Source organism: Streptomyces sp. NPDC059008 (genome assembly GCF_042749045.1).
Lineage (GTDB): Bacteria > Actinomycetota > Actinomycetes > Streptomycetales > Streptomycetaceae > Streptomyces.
Genome location: NZ_JBHYJC010000003.1, coordinates 152,375 through 173,493, shown reverse-complemented (window position 1 = coordinate 173,493; position 21,119 = coordinate 152,375). Strand labels below are relative to the sequence as shown.

The window sequence follows — 21,119 nt, the reverse complement described above, 5'->3', positions numbered from 1 at the left end:
TCAAGGGACGGCCTGAAGGACGCCTGCGACCTGGCACTTTCACCGTATATCAGGTGGGGGGCCTTGCCGCAAGGCCCCCCATAAAGGGCAAAATCGCTTCCCGTACTCCGGAGTTCGCAGTCCGGCACGAGACGGGGAGCACCATGCGTTTTCTGTTGTCCACGATCGGGTCACGTGGGGAAGTCCAGCCGGTCGTGGCGCTGGCCAGGCAACTGGGGGAACTGGGGCAGGAGGCCGTGGTGTGCGCGCCCCCCGACTTCCAGGAATGGGCCGAGTCGCTGGGGGTCCGCTATCTCCCCGTCGGCCCCGAGCTGCGCGGCACGGCGAAACGGAGCGCCACCACCCTCCCGACGCCCGAGCAGCGGCGTCGGATGGTCGAGGGCACGGTCGCCGCGCAGTTCGAAGCGTTCGGCGCGGCCGCCGAGGGCTGCGACGTCGTCGTGGGCGGCGGTGGGCTGGCCCTCGCCGCGCACTCGGTGGCCGAGCAGCGCGGCATCGGCTACGTGTACGCCGCGTTCGCTCCGATCACGCTGCCGTCCGCGCACCACGCACCGCCCGTCCTCGGGATGCTGGGACAGAAGCCGGCGGACGGATCGGTCGACAACCGCACGCTCTGGGCCGAGGACGCCGAACGTTGGAACACCACCTTCCGGGCGGCCCTCCACGCGCACCGTGCGGCTGCCGGACTGCCCACGGTCGAGGACATCCGCCACCACCTCTTCACCAGCACTCCGTGGCTGGCCGCGGATCCGACGCTGGCACCCTGGCCGACGCCGACCGAGCCGGAGGTGTTCCAGACCGGAGCCTGGCTGCTGTCGGACGACCGGCCGCTGCCTGCCGAACTGACGTCGTTCCTGGAAGCCGGCGAGCCGCCCGTCTACTGCGGATTCGGCAGCGTTCGCGCGCCCGAGGGCGTCTCCCAGGCGGTGATCGAGGCGGCTCGCGCGCTGGGACGACGCGTGATCGTCTCGCGCGGGTGGGCCGATCTGTCGCTCGTGGACGACGAGCCCGACTGCCTGTCGATCGGCGAGGTGAACCAGCAGGCGTTGTTCCGTCGGGTCGCCGCGGTGGTGCACCACGGTGGCGCGGGCACCACCACCGCAGCCGCGGCATCCGGGGCACCACAGGTGGTCGTCCCGCAGATGTTCGACCAGTTCTACTTCGCCGACCGTGTCGACCGGCTCGGCATCGGCAGTGCGCACCCGGCGGGCGAACCCACCGCCGATTCGCTCCTCGCCGCTCTCCGCCACGCCCTGGAACGTGACGTCGCCGGCCGGGCCCGAACCGTCGCCGGCGCCGTACGCACCGATGGTGCGCTGATCGCCGCCCGGCGACTGATCGACATGCGGTAGACCTCTTGCGGAACGGCCCTCACAGCCAGCCGGCCCCCTGCGATATGCGAATGGCGTCGACCCGGTTTCGGGCGCCGGTCTTGCGATTGATCGCGGTCATGTAGTTGCGCACCGTGCCGCTGCTCAGATGCAGTTCGCGTGCGATCTCCGGAACGGACGCCCCACCCGCGGCGAGCGAGAGCACGGTCAACTCCCTTGCGGTCAGGGGCATATCGGCGGCCTGCAGAAAGTCCAGTGTCAACGTGTGGTCGACGTACCGCTCTCCCGCCGCGACCTGGTTTATGGCGTGCCGAAACCGGTGCGGCGGGGCGTCCTTGTCCACGAACCCACGAGCCTTTGCGGCGACGGCGCGCCGGAGGGTGCCGGGCCGGCAGGAGCTGGCGAGCACGAGCAGTTCGCAGCCCGGCCCTCCGGGATGGCCCGTCGGCTGCGGCGACCCCGCGGAGTCGCCGTCCACCACACACACCTGGGGCCGGAAGGAACGCGCTCGTCTGGGGGCGCTCGCCCAGCAGGCCGCGATCGCGTCGATGCCCTCCGCATCGCGCAGCAACGCAGCAAGCCCCGATCGCACCAGCCGTGTCTCATGGACCACCAAGACCCGGATCACCCTCGTTCCTTCCGTTGGCCATGCAGTTTGCACTGCTGAATTGTCATGGCCCGGATTTCCAGCCAGAGGGAGCTTCGAGGGATTTGACTGGAACCTGTGCGCTGCCGGCGTACTGACGCTCCGTTCATTACCCGTGGGAATGGCAGGAGTCCACAACTCCTCAGGCCTTCCGGCGATCAAGGCCGTACCCGCCCCGGCGGCCATCGCTCCCGTACGCACGGGCGTCGCCGCCGCGGACCGCCGACCGCACCGGCTCCGCCAGCTCGCGCGGGGATGCGGAATCAGAGGAACTGCACACACCACCGGCGGCGATGCCGCGAGCGAAACCTCCCGTTCGGGGGCCGCTTCTCGCCAACCTGGGTCTGGCAGTACACCGCACTCATGTTCACCTCAGATGCACCTGTGACGACTGTGCCCTGTGTGACGCTGCGGATTCGGCCCGCGAAAGCCTACGGGTGGCGACGGGCACCTCGCGCCGATCCCGCCGATCGCGGCCGACGGGCGCCGTCGTGCACCCTCGCGGAGCGCCCGGGACTACCCGCGAGTGCCGGCGCGGGTCCGCCAGAGGTCGCGGAGCAACGCGATCTCCGCCATGTGGTGGATGAACTCGAGGTTGGCCCCCCACAGCACATCGACGAACGGGTCGTCCGGGTGGGAGCCGTGCGGATACTGCGAGAAGCCGATCGTGTCGAGCTGCTGGTCGGTCACCGTGGCGAGGCTGTCGCGCCAGCGGTCGATCGCCGCCCAGAACCGCTCGAGGGCCGAGGCGGCGCCGGGCGCGAAGTCGACCAGCAGTTTCGGGTCCCGCCGCCGTTCGCCGAAGGCCCACTCCCATTCGCCCGCGAAGCAGTAGTGCAGGTGCCCCAGCCGCCACGCGATCGTGGTGACCGGGGTCCGGTCGGGCTCCGGGGGGCCGGTGTGGGCGAGGACCTGCTCGACCCGCTCGACGCTCACGCCCCAGTCTTCGGCGATCTTTGCGACCGTCATGCCTCCGGCGGCCTGCCGGGCGACCTCGGCGTACTCGCTCGACGGGATCTGCGGGGCGCCTTGGTCGAGCACCCAGTCACCCGGCCCGAACGCCCTGGGTGTCACCGCCTCGCCCCGGCGCCGGATCGACCAGCAATCGGGGGCCGGCTCCCACAGATACTCCTCGTCGCCGAGCCCCGCCAGCCGGACCTGCGCCATCTCCCTGGCGCAGTCGAACTGGTCGAGCAGCAAGTCCAAACGTCCGGTCCTCGCACGCCCAGTCTCCACGTCGGCCCCCTTCGCGGTCAGCCACCTCGCTACGTCCGGGCGGAGGCTAACTGATCATCCTCACGGGGCGCGACGGAGTTCGCCGCGAGAGCCCGACTTCCGGGAGTGAGAAACCTCCCACGGTAGCGGTGCGCCTCGAACGCAGGCAATGCCACCGCAGCGAAAGCAGCTGACACGCTCGGCCGACATCCGCCGTCGATCACCCCGGCCGTCTGCTGCCGCCGCCGCTCGTCCCGAAAGCCTCCGTCAGTTGACGGATGTAACGCCGCGTGGACGCCCGTACGTTGACACCGCCGCGGCGGGCCGCAGCCAGGGGCGGAGTGCCTCCTCCTCCCCTCGACCCGCCCCGCAGGCAAGAACTGCCGAAGGAGAACAGACCAATCATGATCACCGAGTCGACCCCTCACGGGCCGGTGCGGCGCACGATGGCCGCATTCGCCGCGGTCGCCTTCGCCACGCTCGCCACATCGGTGTCTCCGCTGACGACCGGAACGGCCCATGCGGACACCTCCGCCTTGGCGGGCCTGTCCCTGTCACCGCGTCTGCCCCAGGCAGACGGCCTCGCGCCGTCCCTGGACCTGGCGAAGGACTCGCCCGACTACGGGACCGAGATCGTCGTCGACAAGACTCCGATGGCGAACTGGAGCATCCTGCCCAACGGTGACGGGAGTTTCCTGATCCGCAACGACAAGACGCAGAAGTGCCTCGACTTCAACACCGACAACAACCACCTCGTCGAGCCGGTGTACTGCGACCCGACCAACACCAAGCAGAACTGGTATCTGCAGCCCTCGGACGGTGGGGGCGGCTACTACCTGATCCGGAACGTCAACACCGACAAGTGCATGGACGTGTTCGGGGGAAGCGGTAGCGACGGCACGACGGTCGGCCTCGACGGTTGCCACGGTCGCGGCAACCAGGAGTGGATCATCGGTCCGACGCCCAGCCCGGGGTCCACGGGCCCCACCCTGTCGGATCTGGCCACCGCGTACGCCCTCAAGCAGTGCAGCAACAGTTCCAGCGTCATCAAGTCCTGTGACTACACGGTCACCGGCGACAGCGTGGCGTCCGTGGGGAACCTCAAGCGGGTCAGCTCCAACGTGTGGAACAACAGCACCGATCCGGCGGACCGGACCATCACATGGACGCAGACCTCGTCCGAGACCAACACGGTGGGCAGCTCCCTCACCGTCACCAGCGAGGTCGGGGTCAACATCGAGGTCGTCTCGGTCAAGGTCAGCAGCGCGATCAGCGCACGCTACGAGCACTCCTGGACCCAGACCAACACCGTGAGCGACGCCAACAAGATATCCGTGAAGCCGAACAACTACAGCTGGGCGATGCGGGGCCAGCTGATGAAGACGGTGACGGGCAAGTGGACGTTCACCAACGACCTCGGTGACAAGTGGTCCGGCGACGGCACCGCCACGCTCCCCGCCGTCGACGGCACCGACGACCTCAGCAGCAACCTGGTGCTGTGCACGAGCGACAGCACCGCCAAGGAGTGCGTCGACAACCGGTGACCGGCGCACCGCCCGCCACCTCGTGATCTGACGGCACGCCGTCGGACGGTTCCCCGGCCTCCGCGAACGGAGCCGGGGAACAACGCGTCGGCCACCCCGGCCCTACGCCGGCCGCCGACGGGTCACCTCCGCGGCGATCTCGACCCGCGAGGTCATCGCCAGCTTTCTGAGGATGCTGGAGACATGGGTGCTGACGGTGCTTCGGGCGATGGACAGCCGCGCCGCGATCTCGGGGTTGGAACACCCTTCGGCCACGTGCTCCGCGACCAGGCGTTCCGTGTGGGTGAGCGCCTGCCAGCCGTCGCGGACGCCGGTTCGGGCCCGGTGTGAGCCGCGGCGTACGGCGACCGCCCGCAGCCGGGACGTCGCCTGTGCCGCGTCCCAGGCCGCGCCGAGCCCGGTGAACGTCTCCAGCGCCTGGTCGAGCAGGAGGCGGGCGTCGTCCAGGCGCCCGCGGCGGGCGAGCGCTTCGGCCGCGTCGGTGCAGGCGTGTGCCGCGTCGAGCGGCCGCGGTGCGTTGCGGTAGCAGCGGACCGCCTCCATGAGCAGATCGGGGTCCCCGCTCAGCAGACCCTCGCAGCGGTAGGCGTCACCCAGGTGGTAGAGGCCGCCGCTGTCCTCGGCCCGTCGCTGCGCGGCGGCGGCGTAGCGCCGTGCGCTGCCGTGGTCCCCCTGGGCCAGGGCGAGTCGCACCAGATCGGGGGTCAAGAAGCCCAGGATCAGCTGGCCCGGCAGATGGCCGACGCCCTCGTCGAACGCCTCGGCGAGCCGGGAGTACGCCCGCCGGTCGTCGCCCCGTGCCTCGTCCAACAGGGCGCCCGCGCACATCGGCAGATACTCGTAGAAGGCGGCGACCGTCGCGTTGTCGGGCTCGGGCAGCACGGCGGTCAGATGTGTTTCGGCCAGGGGGCGCCGGCCTCGGTGTACGGCGATCATCGCTGCCATCGCCCGTAGCGCCCGGCTCATCGCGGCCTGGTCCCCGCATTCGAGCCCCGCTTCGATCTCCGCCAGCGCGTCGTCCCAGCGCCCCGTGTGGAACGCCAGGAGCGCGCAGGACAGGTGGTACCAGGGCAGGAACACCCCTCCGATGCGCTCCGCCGGTCTGCGCAGCGCGGCGAGGGTCCGCTGGGCGTCGGGCCCGAGGTCGAGATCGATGTAGCAGTTGACCAGGGAGAGTTGCAGTCCGAGCCACTGCGCGGGGTGCATCGTGTCGGGGGTGAGGCGGGTGGCCTGCCGTGCCAGTTCGACCGCTTCGGCATCCGGTGTTTCGAGGAAGCGCTTGGCGGCCAGTACGTGCAGGGTACTGGCCAGAGCGGAGCTGTCACCGGCCTCGTCGGCGGCGGACCGGGCGCGTGAGGCGACCGCGCCGGCTTCGGTGAGGTCGCCCAGCGCGAACAGGCACACCGCGCCGAACGCCTGGAGCCGGACCCGCTCGATCGCCGCGACACCGGGGCTCCGGCATCCGGCCCGCGCCTCCGCCAGCGCCAGGTCGGGTCGGCCGCGGGCGAACGCGGCCTGGATGACGATCCAGCGCAGCACGGATGCCAACCCGGGCTCGGGCGCCTTGGCCAGGGCGGAGCGGGCGCTCTCCTCGGCCTCCGCGAGATGGCCGCAGGAGAGCTGCGCGACGGCGTGGTGCAGACGGAGGTTGCCGTACCCGGCGTCCGCGGGGTCGCCGAGTTCCAGTGCCGTGGTGAGCAGCCGCAGGGCCATGGCGGGGGCCCGGGTGGTGAGCCGGGCCGCGGATCCGTCCAGCCATGTGGTCAGGAACTCCGGGCTCGGCACCCCGTTGAGCAGGTGCTCGGCGACGCGTTCAGGAGCCGCGCCGGCCTCGGCGAGACGCTGCGCCGCTGTCATGTGCAGCATGGTCCGGACCGACCCCGGGACGGCGTCGTACAGCGCGTCCCGGATGAGCTCATGACGAAAGCGCAGGCTCTGGCCGGTGTCCCTCAGGATGCCGGAGGTCTCGGCCTCCGCCATGGCGCTCAGCAGGTCGCGCGGCGGGAGGTCCATGACCGCCGCGAGTTCGGCGGTGGTGCAACCGGCGCCCAGTACGGAGACGGTGCGCAGCATCTGCAGTACGTCCGCACGCAGGTAGCGAAGCCGGTGCGTCACCAGCGCGGTCAGCGGCGGCAGCGCACAGCCGGCGGCGATCTCCGCCGTGGTCCCGACGGTCTCGATGGCGTGCTCGCGCTGCAGCGCGGCGATCAACTCGGTGAGGTACAGCGGGTTTCCGGCGGCTCCCTCGGCCATCCGCCGCAGTCGCGGACCGGCCTCCCGGCCGCACAGGTCCGCCAGCAGGGCGGCCACGTCCCCGGGGTTCAGCGGTGCCAGTTCCAGCAGGGTGCGGTTGCCGGCGATCGGGCTCCGTGACAGGTGGGCGACGTCCCCCGCTCCGGGTACGGGCCGATGAGCGCCGACCACCAGAAGCGGCAGCTGATGCACCGAACGCACCAGCTTGTCCAGCACGGCCAGGCTCGCCGGATCGGCCCACTGCAGATCGTCGAGGAACAGGGCCAGCGGCCCCTGCGCGCACAGGTCCTCGACCAGCCCGACCATCGCCTCGATCGTGGCGGCGGCCGCCCCCGCCGCCTCGCTCCTGGCGCCCGGCAGGCCGTAGCGAGCATCGCCGCGCAGGACCTCGGCGGCCTGCGCTCGCCGGTCGTCCGAGGGGGAATCCTCCAGCCCCAAGCAGCTGGAGACGACGGCGAACGGGCATGGCTGCGCCAGGTTGGGGGCGCTCGCGGAGAGCACCTGTACGCCCTCGCGCCGTGCGTCGGCCGCGGCCCGCTCCAGCATCGCGGTCTTCCCGAGACCGGCCTCCCCCACCACGAAGGCGGCCTGCCCCACGCCCGCGAGGGTGGACTCCGCCAACCGGGACAGCTCCGCCAGCTCGGCCGCCCGCCCCAGAAGGGGACCTTCGAAAGAAGCCATTAACTCCCCCACGCGCCATGCAATGTTAGGGATTTAATAGCACAGGTCTTGGATATGCCTGGCGAATGACCGTTCCCCGGACAGAACGCCCGCCGGCAGAACGACGGTGCCCCGCGGCACGGGCCACCAGGCCACGTGCCGCGGGGCACCGATGCGTCGCGGTGACTCGACCGCCGGCTCTCAGCCGCCGGCGGCGGCCCGCCGGTCGCGGCGCTGCTTGAGATGGCCCGCACCGGCCAGCGCCGCCACCACGACGGCCGTACCGGCGAGCTGATGACGCCCGTCGGAACTGGCGGCCATGACGCCGAAAACGCCGAGGATGGCGGCGAACGCGAGCCAGGTCAGGTAGGGGAAGCCCCACATCCGCACCGAGAGCAGCTCGGGCGCCTCGCGTTCCAGACGGCGGCGCATCCTCAGCTGGGTGAGGCAGACGACGGACCAGACGACCAGCACCGAGCAGCCGGCGATGTTCAGCAGCCAGGCGAACACGGTGGTCGGCCAGATGATGCCGGCGATCACCGCCGCGAAGCCGAACACGCAGGACGCCAGCACGGCCGCCATCGGCACACCCTTGGTGACCCTGCCCAGCAGGCGCGGGCCCTGGCCCCGGTTGACGAGGGAGTACGCCATCCGCGACGAGCCGTAGATGTTGGCGTTCATCGCCGAGAGCAGGGCCACCAGCACCACGATCTGCATGATGGTGCCGGCCGCCGGGATGCCGAGCCGGTCGAGCACGGTGACGTACGGGCCGTCCGTGGCGACCTTCGGGTCGTTCCACGGCACCAGGGTGACGACCACGGCCATGGAGCCGATGTAGAAGACGGCGATGCGCCAGACGGCGGTGCGGACGGCACGGGCCACGTTCCGGCTCGGGTGGTCGGACTCCGCCGCCGCGATGGTGACGGTCTCCAGACCGGCGAACGCGGAGATGGCGGTCAGCAGCCCGGCGGCGAGTCCGGCCGCGCCGGTCGGGAAGAAGCCGCCGTGGCCGGTGAGATGGCCGGTGCCGGGTGCGCTGCCGAACACCCCGAGGATGCCGAGCACACCCAGCACCAGGAAGGCGACGATGGTGGCGACCTTGATGGCGGCGAACCAGAACTCGAACTCGCCGAAGTTCTTGACCGCGGTCAGGTTGCTGGCGCAGAAGAACGCCATGAAGATCGCCACCCAGCCGTAGGCGGGGACGAACGACACCCAGGTGTGCATGATCGCGCCGGCCGCGGTGGCCTCGGCGGCCACACCGGCGCAGAGCATCAGCCAGTACATCCAGCCCGAGGTGGTCCCCGCCCAGGAGCCGAGCTCCTCCTCGGCGTGCACCGAGAACGAGCCGGTGGAGGGCCGGGCCGCGGACATCTCGCCGAGCATGCGCATGATCAGCATGACCAGCGCGCCGGCACCCACGAAGAGCAGGACGATGGCCGGACCGGCCGCCGCGATGCCGGCGCCGGAGCCCACGAAGAGCCCCGCGCCGATCACCCCGCCGAGTGCGATCATCGACAGATGGCGCTGCTTGAGGCCGTGCGACAACACGGGTTCGCCGCTCTGCACGGCCTGCGGGGAGTCCGGGGTGGACCGGGTGACTGTCCGACTCATGGTCGTGCCTGTTCATTGCTTGAGACGTTCGGTGAGCCGCACGAGTCTGAGGGGACACGTTGCACGTATGACGTGAACGCCCACTATTCGGAACTCTCCGTTACGTGCAGTGAAGATCATGTCGCGCACCGAAGGCACTCGAAGCGGGGGGCCACGCCCGCCGGACCACCTCGACAGTGCGCCCGCTCCCCCGGCGGTGGGATTTGCCTTCGAGTGCACTCCAGCACCCACACTGACCACGACACGATCCGCGCCGCGGAACGCAGCCGCGGAACAGAAAGGGCGGCAGCAGATGGAGACGACGAGCCGGGCGGGGCACCCTCTTCCGTACGACACCTACCGGCAGGCGATCGAGCGGGAGACCCTGCGCTTCGCCGACGTGGTCAAGGGCGCCGACCCCACGACCCCCGTGCCCTCCTGCCCCGACTGGACGCTGGCCGAGCTCACCCGGCATGTGGGAGCGCTACAGCGCTGGTTCTCCGCTCTGCTGACCCAGCTGGTGCAGGAGCCTCCGCGCAGCCGCGATGTGGAGCTGGGGCTGCCCGAGCGCGCGGCGGACTATGCCGACTGGGTGGCCGCGGGTGTCCCCGCGGTGGCCGACGTGCTGGGCAGGACCGATCCCCAGGCGCCGATGTGGGCCTGGGGCGCGGACCAGCACGCACGGTTCTGGGCCCGCCGGATGCTGTTCGAGACCCTGGTGCACCGCGTGGACGCGGAGCGGGCCGTCGGCCGGGAGTCGGACATCGAACCCGCGCTGGCGGCGGACGGGGGGGACGAGTTCCTCGTCAACCTGCCCTCCGCGGGCTTCTTCGCCCCGGCTGTGGCGAAGCTGCGCGGCAACGGCGAGACCATCGCCTTCCGGTGTGCGGACGCCGACGGCGGCACCGGCGAGGAGTGGCGGGTGCGACTGGAGCCGGACGGTTTCCGCCTGCTGCCGCGGGCCTCGGCCGACGCCGCTCCGGCCGAGGCGCAGACGGTGGTACGGGGGCAGGCGTCGGACCTCCTGCTGCTGCTCTACAAGCGGCGGTCGTACCAGGACGCCGCCTTCGACGTCTCGGGCGAAGTCACCACGCTCGACCACTGGTTCACCCACACGGCCTTCTGACCCGCGGGGGTCGCGGTCAGGAGAGGGCCCTGCCGCGGGCTCGTTGACAGCCGAGGTCCCATGGGCATCATGAGGGGGTGGTCGGGGGCGGGGACGAGGGGGACGGCGCGCGGCGGGCGGCGACGGTGTTCGTCAGCTACTCGCGGCGTGAATTCCACTTCGCCGAGGCGGTGACCGCGACGCTGAGGTCGCAGGTCGGGCTGGACCCTTGGTTCGATGTGCAGCGGCTGCGGCCGGGCACGGACTGGGCCAGGGCCCTGGACGAGAGCCTCGACCACGCCGACGCCCTGCTCCTGCTGGCCTCGCCGGCGGCCCTCGCCTCGACATATGTGCGGCGCGAATGGACCCGGGCCCTGGAGCGCGGCATCCCGATTCGCATCGGTGTCGTCGAAGCCGTCGACCTCCCGGCGGAGCTCGCCGGCTTCCCCGTACACGACCTGCGCACCCGGTTCTGGGAGCGCGCCGCCGGACTCGCGGAGGCGATGGCCCAGGCGCGCACCGGACCGGGTGTCGCCGCCCCCCGGCCGAACCGCTTCGGCCTGCCCGGCCGGATGCCCGCCCCGGTGGCCGCGACGGTGGTGCTGTCGGCGCTCGCCTCGGTCGCCCTGGTGTGGGCGATCGTGCTCTTGGTGGGCCTGGACCTCGCGGTCGTGCGCCTGGCGTGGAGCCCCTTCGACAACGACGTTCCCTGGGTGGACCGGGGCAGCGCGTTGGAGGTGCTACGCACCCATCGCTGGCAGGGGACGATGTTCGGCCTGCTGGGTCTGACCGCTCTCGCGGCGCCGTTGGTGCCCTGTGTCCTGATCCCGGGCCTGCGGCTGTTGCGGCGCCGAAGCAGCCGCCGGGCGCTGGCGATCGGCTTCGTCGCGACCGTGGGCGCGGGATCGATCCTCCTGGGCGGTGTCGGGCTCGTCATGCAGGCCGGGGAGCTGCGGAATGCCGCCGTCACGGAGCTGATCTTCCCGACCCCGCCCGAGGTGAGCGCCGCCCTGGCGATGCTCAGAGCGCCGTTGGCGGCCGCGGTGGTGTGCGCGGCGGCCGGCGCGGTCGTGGTCGGGTGGTCGCGCACGCTGCATCTGTGGCTGCCCACCGGGGCGGACGGGGACCATCACCGCACCCGGATCATCACGAGGCGGCGCGCGCACCAGCAGTTCGCCGTGGAGTGGCGGCAGTTCCTCGCGGCCTGGGACGCGTACCCCGCGCTGGACACCTCCGCCCTGCCGCGAGGCGCGGATGTGGTCTTTCTGAGCCGGTGGAAGAGCCTCTGTGAGCGCCTGGCCGCGCTGCCGGTGCCGGACGGGGACGTACCGGTGACGGTCGAGGTGTGGAGTCCGGCGCCGGCGGAGGAGGCCGTCGCCCACCACCTCAGGGTGGCGTGCCGGCAGGCGGGCATGGCGGCGGGCGCGTCTCCGGCACGGTGGGTCCTGGTGCTGGTCAGTTCACAGGCCCCCTGGCAAGAGACGGCGCGTGCGATACGGCAGTTGGGGCCCCGCGCGATCTGCGTCCTCCTGGACGCCGTCCGCCTGCCGCCCGACGCGGCGGAACTGCGACGGCATCAGTGGCTGGACTTCCGCGAACGGCGCCCCGACAGCCTGTTCCAGCTCCTGGCCGCGCTGCGGTCCCCCGAAGCCGAGACGGCGGGCAAGGTCCTCCCCCCGACGCCGGTCATCACCGAGCGCTATCTCGCGCCGACCTGGGTGCGCTACTTCGTCATGTCGTGCCGGAACATCACCGCCTTCTTTCCCGGCTTCGCGCTGGTGGCCGTGGTGTTGCGGCCGTTGCAGGTCCAGAGCACCCTTCTGGTCGCGGTGACCGTCCCGCTGGTCGTGCACCTGGTGCGCATGGGGAACCTCGTGGCGACGCGCAGGGTGTCCGCGTCCCGGTTCCGTACGCACTGTGCGGTGGCGTCGGTGCTGTCGCTCCTGTGGGCCGGTGTGGCGATCTCGGTGCTGTGGATTCCCGTGACGCTCTCCTCGACCTGGCGAGGGCAGTGGTCCTATGTGCCGCAGGAGCGGATCTCGGGCCTGACGACGGTCGCGTTGCTGGCGGCGACGGCCGCCCTCCCCGCGCTCATCACCCTGTTCTTCCCCTACTTCTACCTACTGCTCCGCGGACAGTGGCTGCCGACGACGGTGATCCACGCCAACTCGCCCGCCCTGCCTGCCCACATGGGCACATGGACGGGTTTCGAGCCGGTGTCGAGCGCCCCCGGCGGCTATTTCGCCCTCTTGATCGAGTTCTGGGTGGCGTACGGCTAGGGCCTATCCGACCCTGACCCATCGGACACGCCCTAGCGATCGTCACCACGGCACCGAAACCGCTCCGGACGGCCGGGCTCGACAGCTCTGCGACCGTTCGCTCCCCGCACCGTCAACCGCTGGTGAGGGGCGTCACCCGCAGGTGCGGGTGATCGTTCGGGAGGGGTGGGCCGCGGGAGCCCGCCGGGCAACGGCGCTCACATCGGCGGGTTCGGCCCCGGGGGGCGCACGGTGGTGTTCGGGAGCACGGACACCCTCCAACGGCGCGTTCCTGCCCTTAGAGTGGTGGGCTTGCACAGTCAGTCCGCTGGTTCAACAACACTCGATCCGTAGGTGAGAGCCGGGCGATCCGGCCCGCACACCCATCGTGGAAGCGGTGAGAACCATGTAGCGGAAACCGGTCAACTCGGCGCGCCACCCTCGATGTTGGTGCCGGAGCCACTGCTCACGCGGTGGGTCTCGTGCGACTGCTCCACCAGGCACCGGTAAACCTGCAATCATGATCACGAATATGTCTCACCTGGTGGCGAGATGATTCAAAACCGAATTGATCTGGCCCGTTGTGGGCAGTGTGGTCCGGTCTCCCACGCACACCCCGTACGCCCCGGAGAGCCCATGAAGAGAAACGGTGACCTAGCCATTCGGCCGATGTCAGACGACCAGGCGTTCGACGAGAGCGCGGTGCCGCTGTACTACAGGCGGAAGACGGCCGACATACTCCACAAGTACGGCCCGGGGCCGCGGGTGCACTTCCATGTCGGTCTCTTCGACCCGGCCGTCACGCTCAACACGACCGTCCCGCAGCGCGTCCTCAAGAGACGCATCGTCGCGGCGCAGGAGGCGATCGTGGCGCACGCGGCCCGCTCGTGGGCGGCCGGCGGCCCGCCCCCGGCGCATCTGCTCGACATCGGCTGCGGACTGGGGGGCGGCTCTCTGTACTGGGCTCAGGAGCACGGCGCACACGTCACCGGCCTCACCGTCGCGGCCGAGCACATCCCGGTCATCAAGTCCTTCGCACGTGAGGCCGGCGTCGGCCAACGGGTCACCCCGCGGCTGGGGGACGTCCACGAACTGTCCGAGCAGCGCAGGTACGACGCCGCGTACGCGAACGAGAGCTCCGGCTACATGGATCGCGGACGGCTGTTCCAGGTCGTGGCCCGCGCACTGCGACCCGGGGGCTGGTTCGGCATCCAGGAGCACTTCATCTGCCGTCCTGAATGGGTCGACTGGATCAACGGCTACTACAAGACCCGGCTGGGCACCCTCACCGAGTACATCATCGCCGCGAAGGAAGCGGGCTTCGAACTGGAGCAGGACGAGGACGTCACGGACGGAGTCAGCGAGTTCTGGCTGCAGTCGATGGCGTGGAACACCGCCGAGCTGACCCGCATCGAACAAGGGGGGCCACAGGCCGCGTGGTCCCTGCCACGGCTCCAGGAGAGCGCCATCGCCCACGGCAAGCTCTTCCGCATCTGGCGCGACCACGCCGTGGAGACCCGGCTGCTGCTCTTCCGGCTCGGGGGCTGACCATGGTTCCCGAGCACGGGCACCCCTCCCGCATCGGGTGGCAACTCCCGCCGTTCTTCTGCCCCTTCGGCGCCCGGCTGCACACCGAGGCGAAGGAGATCGAGCGGCGGGCCCTGGCGTGGCTCGACGACTTCGGCATCTACGCCGACGCCACCGAGCGCGCCTGGGGTCTGGCCACCCACAGCACCGACTTCTCCTGCCGGATCATCCCTTTCGGCGACGTCGAGCATGTGCTGACGTTCACCCTGTGGAACTACTGGGCCAACGCGATCGACGACTGGCAGGACGCCGGGCCCGCGACCACCAGCACGGCCGACATCACCGACCACGGCGCCCGACTCGCCCGCGCGCTGGAGACCCCCGGCTGCGCGCTGCTTCCTCCCGGGCCGCTCACGACGGCACTCGACGACCTCGTCACACGGACCCGCGACCTGCTCACCCCCTTCCAGCTGCGCAGGTTCACGGAGGGGGCCCGGGACTGGCTGATCGGGGCCGGCTGGCGCACCGCCAACGCCGAACGCGGCCGTATGCCGAACCTCAACGACTACGCGGGCCTCGGTGCGCTCGCCAACGGCACCCGCTTCAGCCTCACTTGGGCCGACGCGGCGAACGGGACGCGGCTGCCGCCCGACACCCTCTACTCGGCGCCGGTCCAGGCCCTGACCGACGCCGCGGGGTTCATCGTCAGCGCCGACAACGACCTCTTCTCGTACAACAAGGACGATGACCAGGAACCGTGGGAACAGAACCTGATCAACGTCCTCGCCCATGAGCGCGGCTGCACGCCCCGGGAGGCCGTCGCCGAGGCGGTCGCCCTGCGGGACCGGGTGATGACGCTCTTCCTCCGGCTGCGGGCACAGCTCGCACGGGAAGCGGACGGACCGCTTCGCCGCTACCTCGATTCGCTGGAGCACTACATCGCCGGCAGCATCGCCTGGCAGGACGTCGCTCCCCGCTACGCAAGTCCCCGCAACCGCAACAGGCTGCCCGTCGAAGGAGCGTCCTTCGGAGTCGTCTGGAGCGACACCCCGAGCATCCCGGGCACCGAGCCGCCTCCCCTGCCCGCGCTGGCGTGGTGGTGGCGGCAGTTGGACCGGTGAACGGTCCGGGAGAACCGGGTACGGGACAGCGAGAGGGGCCCGCAGCGGTGGAAGCTGCGGGCCCCACTCGACGGGCTCAGCGCCGGCGGAACAGGCGTCCCAGCCACGGCCACAACTGCCGGGTCCGGGGCGGTGGCGCCACATGAACCGCCGTGGCGGGCGCGGGGAACGGCATCGGGCCGGGCGCGGGAGCTGCGGCGGGCGCCGGGCCGACGTGCTTGGGGGTGAACGACACCGGCAGCGCCACGAGTTGCTGGGACATCAGCGTGCCCCGGCGACTGAGTTCAGCGTCGTCCACGGTCAACTCGATGTCGGGCAGGCGCGCCAGCAGCACCTCGATGCCGGTGTCGGCGATGGCCCGGCCGATGTCCTGACCGGGGCACTCGTGCGGGCCGGCGCTGAACGCCAGGTGCGAGCGGTTGCCGTGGACCGGCTGCGAGAGGTCCGGCCGGATCTCCGGATCGACGTTGCCCGCGGCCAGGGAGAGCAGCAGCATGTCACCGCGCTTGATCTCCTGCCCGCCCAGCACGGTGTCCGCCGTCGCCCAGCGCCCCAGGACGGTGTTGATGGGAGGCTGGTCCCACAGCACCTGCTCCAGGGCGTCCGGGAGCGTCATACGGCCACCCGAGAGGTTCGCGCGGAAGCGCGGGTCGGTGAGCACCATCCGCAGGGTGTTCGCGATCAGGTTGGCCGTCGTCGCATAGGCCGCGACCAGGATCACCCGCACATGCGCCAGCACCTCGACGTCCGTCAGCTCCGCGGGGTGGTCCAGCAACCAGGACGTGAGGTCGTGGCCGCGGGCGGCCTTCTTGGTCTCCACGAGCTGGTACAGCATGGTCGTGACGTACTCGTCGCTGGCGAGGGCGGTGTCCGAGCCCTCCAGCATGTCGGGGACCGCCCGTACGAGCCTCGGGCCGTGCTCGTCCGGTGCCCCGATCAGCTGCGTCATCACCAGCATCGGCAACTGGCTGGAGAACTCCGCCACGAGATCGGCCCGGCCGTTCGCCACGAAGTCGTCGATCAACTGGTGGGCGAAGCGCATCACATACCGGCGGATCCCGCGCCGGTCGAAGCGCTGGAGGGACTCCAGCACCGCGCCTCGCAACCGCTCGAAGACCGGGCCGTCATTGAAGTTGATCACCGGCCACCAGGTCACCATCGGTCCCAGCGCGTGTTCCTCGGGGACCACCGACCCCTCCTGCGCGGCGCGCCAGGTCCGCGGGTCACGGGCGAAGCGGCTGGAGTTGCGGGCCACTTCGAGGTTCTCGTTGTGGCCGAGGACCAGCCAGGCCGGCAGGTCCCCGTGGACCAGCACGGGTGCCACCGCGCCGTGCTCCGCGCGCAGCTTCTCGTACAGGTGCATGGGGTCCCGCTCGGCTTCCACGCCGTACAGGCGCTGCAGGCCGTCCGGGCCGAGACCGTGGGCCGGACACCCGGGTGGCGGGAGGGGAGTCGTGCTCATGAGATCTCCGATACGACAAGGGAGTGGAGGTAGTGCATGAGGGTCATCAGGACGTCGCGGCTGGAGTCACGGCGCCGGGCATCGCAGGCCAGGAGGGGAACGCCCGAAGGAAGGTCGAGGGCGGCGCGGAGCTCCTCCAGCGAATGCACCGGGGCGCCCGGAAAGGAGTTGACCGCGACGACGAAGGGGACCCCGCTCTCCTCCAGGCGGCCCATCACATCGAAGCTGACCTCCAGGCGGCGGGTGTCTACCAACACCACCGCACCCAGGGCCCCTTCGAACAGGCCGTTCCACAGGAACCAGAACCGCTCCTGCCCAGGGGTGCCGAACAGATACAGGACCAGCTCGTCGCTGATGCTGATCCGACCGAAGTCCATCGCGACGGTGGTCGCCGTCTTGCGCTCCACGCCCGCGGGATCGTCGATGCCGACGCCGGCCTGCGTCATCGTCTCCTCGGTGGTGAGCGGCCGGATCTCGCTCACCGAACCGACCAGGGTCGTCTTGCCGACCCCGAAACCGCCCACCACCACGATCTTGACCGCGGCCGACGCCGTCTGCGGCAGCCGTTCCTCACTGAGCGGCGCCATGGGCTCAGAGTTTTTGAAGTCCATCGATCACTTTCTCGATAAGTGAGATGTCGGGGAGCTCTGCAGGCGGCACCGGTGCGCGCGTGAGCACCCTCTGCTCGTCCAGGAGATCGCTGATCAATACGGTCACGGCGCTCACCGGCAGACCGGTGTAGGCGGATATCTCGGCCACCGAGAGCGGAGACTGACACAGCCTCAGGATCGCCGCGTGCTCCGGCTGGGTCCCGGGGGTGGGACCGGTCCTGGCCACGATCAGGGTGACGAGGTCGAGGCGGTTGGAGGCGGATGCGCGGCCACCGGTGATGACATAGAGACGCTCCGGGACGTCATCCATCCCGTCCTGGTCCGAGTCGTTCACCTGACCTGCCCGTCGCTGCGGGGCGGACTCGTGATGTGTTCTCCGAGCCGGATGATCAGGTCGCGCATGCGCTGGCCCATCAGCCCGGCGTCCACGCCCTCGTCGGCCAGTACCGCGAGGTAGGCACCCGCGCCGGCGGCCATCAGATAGAAGAAGCCGCCGTCCATCTCGATGACCACCAGCTTCATCCTGCCCGCCTGGGGCAGCTCGGCGCCCACCGCGCCCGCCAGGCTCTGCAGCCCCGAACAGGCGGCGGCCAGCCGGTCGGCCGCGTCGGTGTCGCCACCGTGCTGGCCCATGCGCAGCCCGTCCGCGGACAACACCACGACGTTGCGGGTCTGCGGCACGCTCTCCGCCAGATCCTTGAGCATCCAGTCCAGGTTGGCCTGCCGCTGATTCACTGTTCTCCTCTCGGCGCGGCGGCGTCGTCGCTACCGCTGTTGCCGTCGCCCGTCAGGCCGTCCTTGAACGCGACCAGCCACTCTCCCGGCGCTCGTTGTGGTGCTGGCTCCGCTTGACGTGTGCTTGCAGTGGGTTCCGCCGCCTCCGCCACCCGCGTTCTGCGGCGTCGCTGCGGCAGACCGTTCGCCGTACGCTCGACCGCCGGCGCCGTCTCGGTGTGGTGGTCCGCGGCCTGCGGCTTCATGGACTGGCGGGGGAGCGACTGCGGCGTTCCACCCGCCACCCGGGGGCCGGAGAAGGTGCCGATCCCGTGCGCCACACCCGAGGCCTCGGCCACCGTGGTGATCAGCTGCTGCGGGACGATGAGCACGGCCCGTACGCCGCCATAGGCGGACGTGCGCAGGGCGACCTGAAGGCCGTAGGCCTGGGCCAGCCTGCCCACCACCGCGAGACCGAGCCGCGGGGTCTCCCCCAGGTCGCCGAGGTCGATGCCCTGCTGTGCCTGTTCCAGCATCTGCTCGGCGCGTCGACGGGCGGACTCGCTCATGCCCACGCCGCCGTCCTCGATCTCCACCGCGATCCCGGACTGCACCTCCGCCGCCGTCAGATGGACGCGGGTGTGCGGCGGCGAATAGCGCGTCGCGTTGTCCAGCAGCTCGGCCAGGGCGTGGATGAGCGGCTCGACGGCCGGGCCGATGACGGCGACATCTGTGGCGGGACTCAGGTCGACCCGCTCGTAGCCGACGATCCGGGACATCGCACCACGCAGCACGCTGTACAGCGGCACCGGCCGGTTCCACTGGCGGCCGGGCCGGGCGCCGCCGAGAACGGCGATGGAGTCGGCGAGCCTGCCGATCAGCGCGGTGTTGTGGTCGATCCGCAGCAGGTCGCCGAAGACACCGGGCGACCGTCCGTGGCGGTCCTCCATCTCCCGCAGCTCCTGCGCCTGCTGATGCACGATCGCCTGCACGCGCCGGGACAGGTTCACCAGCGACCGCTGCGCGGAGTCCCGCAGCCCTTCCTCCGCGTCGACGGCGTCGATCACGGTGCGCAGCACCGACCAGTGGGCCGCCTGGAACTCGGGGGGCAGACCGTTGTAGGAGTCCGCCCACCGTACGGTGAGCCAGTTGAGCACCTCCTCGGGAGCCTCGTTCAGCCGCAGCCGCGTCAGCATGTCCGGCACCAGGTTGTCGGCCAGCCGTACGGTCGCCTCCTGCTGCCGTGCCATCGCGACCGTCTGCGCGTGGCCGCCTTCCTCCAACGCGACGGCCTGCCGGCTCCGATGTGCGGCCACGCTCGCGGTGACGGTCACCGCGACCACCGCCGGCACACCGATCCACAGTGCCGCGGTGAGCGCCGACGATCCGACGAGGCTCACCACGATCGCGGACGCAACTACTGGTATGAGCCACGCGTAAACCGCCACGGAAGGCAATCTCGACAGCGACTTCTTCCGGACCATTAGCACCCTCAACCCATGGGAATAGAAGATCGTAGGACGACCTGCGGGAGCGTATCCGGCATATGCGCAAGGAAGTTGGCAGGGCGTCAGATCACCACCGGGACGAGCGGACCTTTCTGATACCGGTGGCGATCACGCTTCCCTACGGGCACAATGCCGCCCCGCATCCCCGGGGAAGGAGGCGCATCAGATCACGACCGCAACCCCGAACCGCCCTCGTCGCCGTCGGCGGTCTTGAGGGTGCCGGTGACGCGGAGGGCGTCGTCGGTGTCGAGGCCGAGGCGGGCCGCCCAGGCAAGGGCGTCGTCGAAGGTGGCGTCCGCGTCGGCCAGGCGGGCGGCGGCCAGGGTGGGTGGCACCTTGCCCTCGTCCAGCAAGGCGGTCCACTGGCGTCCGGTGAGGGCCAGATAGCGGAGGTCCGGCAGGTCGGCCAGGGCCCCCGGCTCGGGGACCTCGGCTCCGGAGAGGTCGAGGCCGCGCAGCTGGTGGGTGGTGCGCAGCGGGGTGAGGTCGACCGGGGCGGTGGTGTTCAGGTCGAGGGAGGTGAGGTGGCGGTGGCCCGCGAGCGGGGTCAGATCGCCGTCGGCGAGGGTGAGGCGCAGTGATTCGACGGGGAGTTCGCGCACCGGCGTCAGGTCGGCGGCGGTGGAGCGGTTCAGGTGCAGCAGGCGGAGGTGGGGGGGCGGCGGTGAGCGGGGCGAGGTCGACGAGGCCGGTGGCGTCGTTGAGGTGGATCGCCTGGAGGGTGGGCGGGACCTCGTCGGGGATCGCGCCGATGATGCGCTGGGGGGTGGGATCGCAGGTGGGCGACAGCAGGCGGAGGTGGTCGCCGTCCTTCTCGTATGCGCCCTGGTCCAGCAGTTCCAGATACCGGCCCAGGAGGGAGGTGATCGAGTCCGCGACATAGACGGGCCCCTCGCCCGCAGGTCGGCGGGCAGGCGGCGGCCGAGGCGGCGTTCGGCGTCGTCGAGGGCGGCGGGAGTGGCGGGCGGGGGCAGTTCTTCGGGGTGTCCCAGGATCTCGGCGCGCCGCTGGAGGTAGGTGTGGAAGCGGGCCGCGGCCGGCTCGGGGGCGCCGGCCGGTGCGGCGGTGCCGGGCTGCTGATGCCGGCCGGGCTGGGGCAGGCGGTAGTCGCCGTCCAGGACCACGTGGAAGCCGCTGCCCCCACCGGTCATCCACGTGACGGCGTCGTGGAAGACGACGAGCCGGTACTCACCGGACGGCCGGCACCGGAGCTCAAGGCTGACGGGATCCCAGCCACGGTCCGTGCGGAGCGTCTCGCCCAGCGCCATGAGTTCTTCGTAGGGGTGGGGCATGCCGGTGTTCCGGTACTCCCCCCGCACGGTGTATCCGCCGGTCACCGAGCTGCCGCCCCGCCCTGCCCGGCTGTGCAGCACCGCCTCGGTCCAGCCGTACGGCGCCTTCGCGGCGATCGCCTCGACCATCGGCCGTATTGCCTGCTCCACCATGTTCCGCTCCCCTGCCGTCGATGTCGCGGGCATCATGGCAGCGGCCACTGACACCGCGACCGGGTGCCTGGGCCGGGCGCTCTGGCGGCGTGATGGTTGCCATAGGAAATTCTCGAAAAGCAGGGG

General features: G+C 70.8%; 16 protein-coding genes. 6 read left to right on the top strand and 10 right to left on the bottom strand.

Annotated features, from left to right (window positions below):
• Positions 1 to 143: 143 nt before the first annotated feature.
• Positions 144 to 1,352, top strand: coding sequence for a glycosyltransferase (locus tag ACFWZH_RS06060; RefSeq protein WP_384426091.1), 1,209 nt, complete (start codon positions 144 to 146; stop codon positions 1,350 to 1,352).
• A 19-nt stretch (positions 1,353 to 1,371) separates the two neighbouring features.
• Here ACFWZH_RS06060 and ACFWZH_RS06055 read toward each other — a convergent pair whose 3' ends face one another.
• Together ACFWZH_RS06055 and ACFWZH_RS06050 are read right to left on the bottom strand one after the other, a co-directional pair.
• Positions 1,372 to 1,959, bottom strand: coding sequence for a response regulator transcription factor (locus ACFWZH_RS06055; RefSeq protein ID WP_384426088.1), 588 nt, complete (start codon positions 1,957 to 1,959; stop codon positions 1,372 to 1,374).
• A 534-nt stretch (positions 1,960 to 2,493) separates the two neighbouring features.
• The gene (locus tag ACFWZH_RS06050) at positions 2,494 to 3,213 is read right to left on the bottom strand and encodes a DinB family protein (RefSeq protein WP_384426085.1); all 720 of its coding nucleotides are present in this window, start codon (positions 3,211 to 3,213) and stop codon (positions 2,494 to 2,496) included.
• Positions 3,214 to 3,596: 383 nt separating this feature from the next.
• On the opposite strand from ACFWZH_RS06050, the gene ACFWZH_RS06045 reads away from it, so the two are divergent.
• Positions 3,597 to 4,736, top strand: a complete 1,140-nt coding sequence (locus tag ACFWZH_RS06045; RefSeq protein WP_384426082.1) for a ricin-type beta-trefoil lectin domain protein — start codon at positions 3,597 to 3,599, stop codon at positions 4,734 to 4,736.
• A gap of 102 nt (positions 4,737 to 4,838) precedes the next feature.
• On the opposite strand, the gene ACFWZH_RS06040 is transcribed toward ACFWZH_RS06045, so the two are convergent.
• Both ACFWZH_RS06040 and ACFWZH_RS06035 read right to left on the bottom strand, forming a co-directional pair.
• Positions 4,839 to 7,670: an AAA family ATPase gene (locus ACFWZH_RS06040; protein ID WP_384426080.1), complete on the bottom strand. Its 2,832-nt coding sequence runs from the start codon at positions 7,668 to 7,670 to the stop codon at positions 4,839 to 4,841.
• Between the two features lie 180 nt (positions 7,671 to 7,850).
• Positions 7,851 to 9,263: an amino acid permease gene (locus ACFWZH_RS06035; RefSeq protein WP_384426077.1), complete on the bottom strand. Its 1,413-nt coding sequence runs from the start codon at positions 9,261 to 9,263 to the stop codon at positions 7,851 to 7,853.
• A gap of 292 nt (positions 9,264 to 9,555) precedes the next feature.
• Between ACFWZH_RS06035 and ACFWZH_RS06030 the strand changes: the two genes are divergently transcribed.
• The 4 genes from ACFWZH_RS06030 (at position 9,556) to ACFWZH_RS06015 (ending at position 15,253) form a co-directional block, all read left to right on the top strand.
• A complete protein-coding gene (locus tag ACFWZH_RS06030) occupies positions 9,556 to 10,368 on the top strand; it encodes a maleylpyruvate isomerase family mycothiol-dependent enzyme (protein ID WP_384426074.1) in 813 nt (270 codons plus the stop codon).
• Positions 10,369 to 10,445: 77 nt separating this feature from the next.
• A complete protein-coding gene (locus tag ACFWZH_RS06025) occupies positions 10,446 to 12,626 on the top strand; it encodes a toll/interleukin-1 receptor domain-containing protein (protein ID WP_384426071.1) in 2,181 nt (726 codons plus the stop codon).
• Positions 12,627 to 13,274: 648 nt separating this feature from the next.
• Positions 13,275 to 14,153: an SAM-dependent methyltransferase gene (locus tag ACFWZH_RS06020; RefSeq protein ID WP_384426068.1), complete on the top strand. Its 879-nt coding sequence runs from the start codon at positions 13,275 to 13,277 to the stop codon at positions 14,151 to 14,153.
• 2 nt (positions 14,154 to 14,155) lie between these two features.
• Positions 14,156 to 15,253, top strand: a complete 1,098-nt coding sequence (locus tag ACFWZH_RS06015; RefSeq protein WP_384426066.1) for a hypothetical protein — start codon at positions 14,156 to 14,158, stop codon at positions 15,251 to 15,253.
• A 76-nt stretch (positions 15,254 to 15,329) separates the two neighbouring features.
• On the opposite strand, the gene ACFWZH_RS06010 is transcribed toward ACFWZH_RS06015, so the two are convergent.
• From ACFWZH_RS06010 to ACFWZH_RS05985, 6 genes are all read right to left on the bottom strand, one after another.
• Positions 15,330 to 16,715: a cytochrome P450 gene (locus tag ACFWZH_RS06010; protein WP_384426063.1), complete on the bottom strand. Its 1,386-nt coding sequence runs from the start codon at positions 16,713 to 16,715 to the stop codon at positions 15,330 to 15,332.
• A complete protein-coding gene (locus ACFWZH_RS06005) occupies positions 16,712 to 17,326 on the bottom strand; it encodes an ATP/GTP-binding protein (protein ID WP_384426060.1) in 615 nt (204 codons plus the stop codon). The genes ACFWZH_RS06010 and ACFWZH_RS06005 overlap by 4 nt, the downstream gene beginning before the upstream one ends.
• Entirely contained in the window at positions 17,307 to 17,636 is a 330-nt protein-coding gene (locus tag ACFWZH_RS06000; RefSeq protein WP_384426777.1) for a DUF742 domain-containing protein, read from the bottom strand. The genes ACFWZH_RS06005 and ACFWZH_RS06000 overlap by 20 nt, the downstream gene beginning before the upstream one ends.
• 20 nt (positions 17,637 to 17,656) lie before the next feature.
• Positions 17,657 to 18,031 (bottom strand): roadblock/LC7 domain-containing protein, encoded by a 375-nt coding sequence (locus tag ACFWZH_RS05995; RefSeq protein WP_384426775.1) that lies wholly within the window; start codon positions 18,029 to 18,031, stop codon positions 17,657 to 17,659.
• Positions 18,032 to 18,057: 26 nt separating this feature from the next.
• Positions 18,058 to 19,524, bottom strand: coding sequence for a sensor histidine kinase (locus ACFWZH_RS05990; protein WP_384426057.1), 1,467 nt, complete (start codon positions 19,522 to 19,524; stop codon positions 18,058 to 18,060).
• A 191-nt stretch (positions 19,525 to 19,715) separates the two neighbouring features.
• A complete protein-coding gene (locus ACFWZH_RS05985) occupies positions 19,716 to 20,993 on the bottom strand; it encodes a hypothetical protein (RefSeq protein WP_384426054.1) in 1,278 nt (425 codons plus the stop codon).
• Between the last annotated feature and the right edge of the window lie 126 nt (positions 20,994 to 21,119).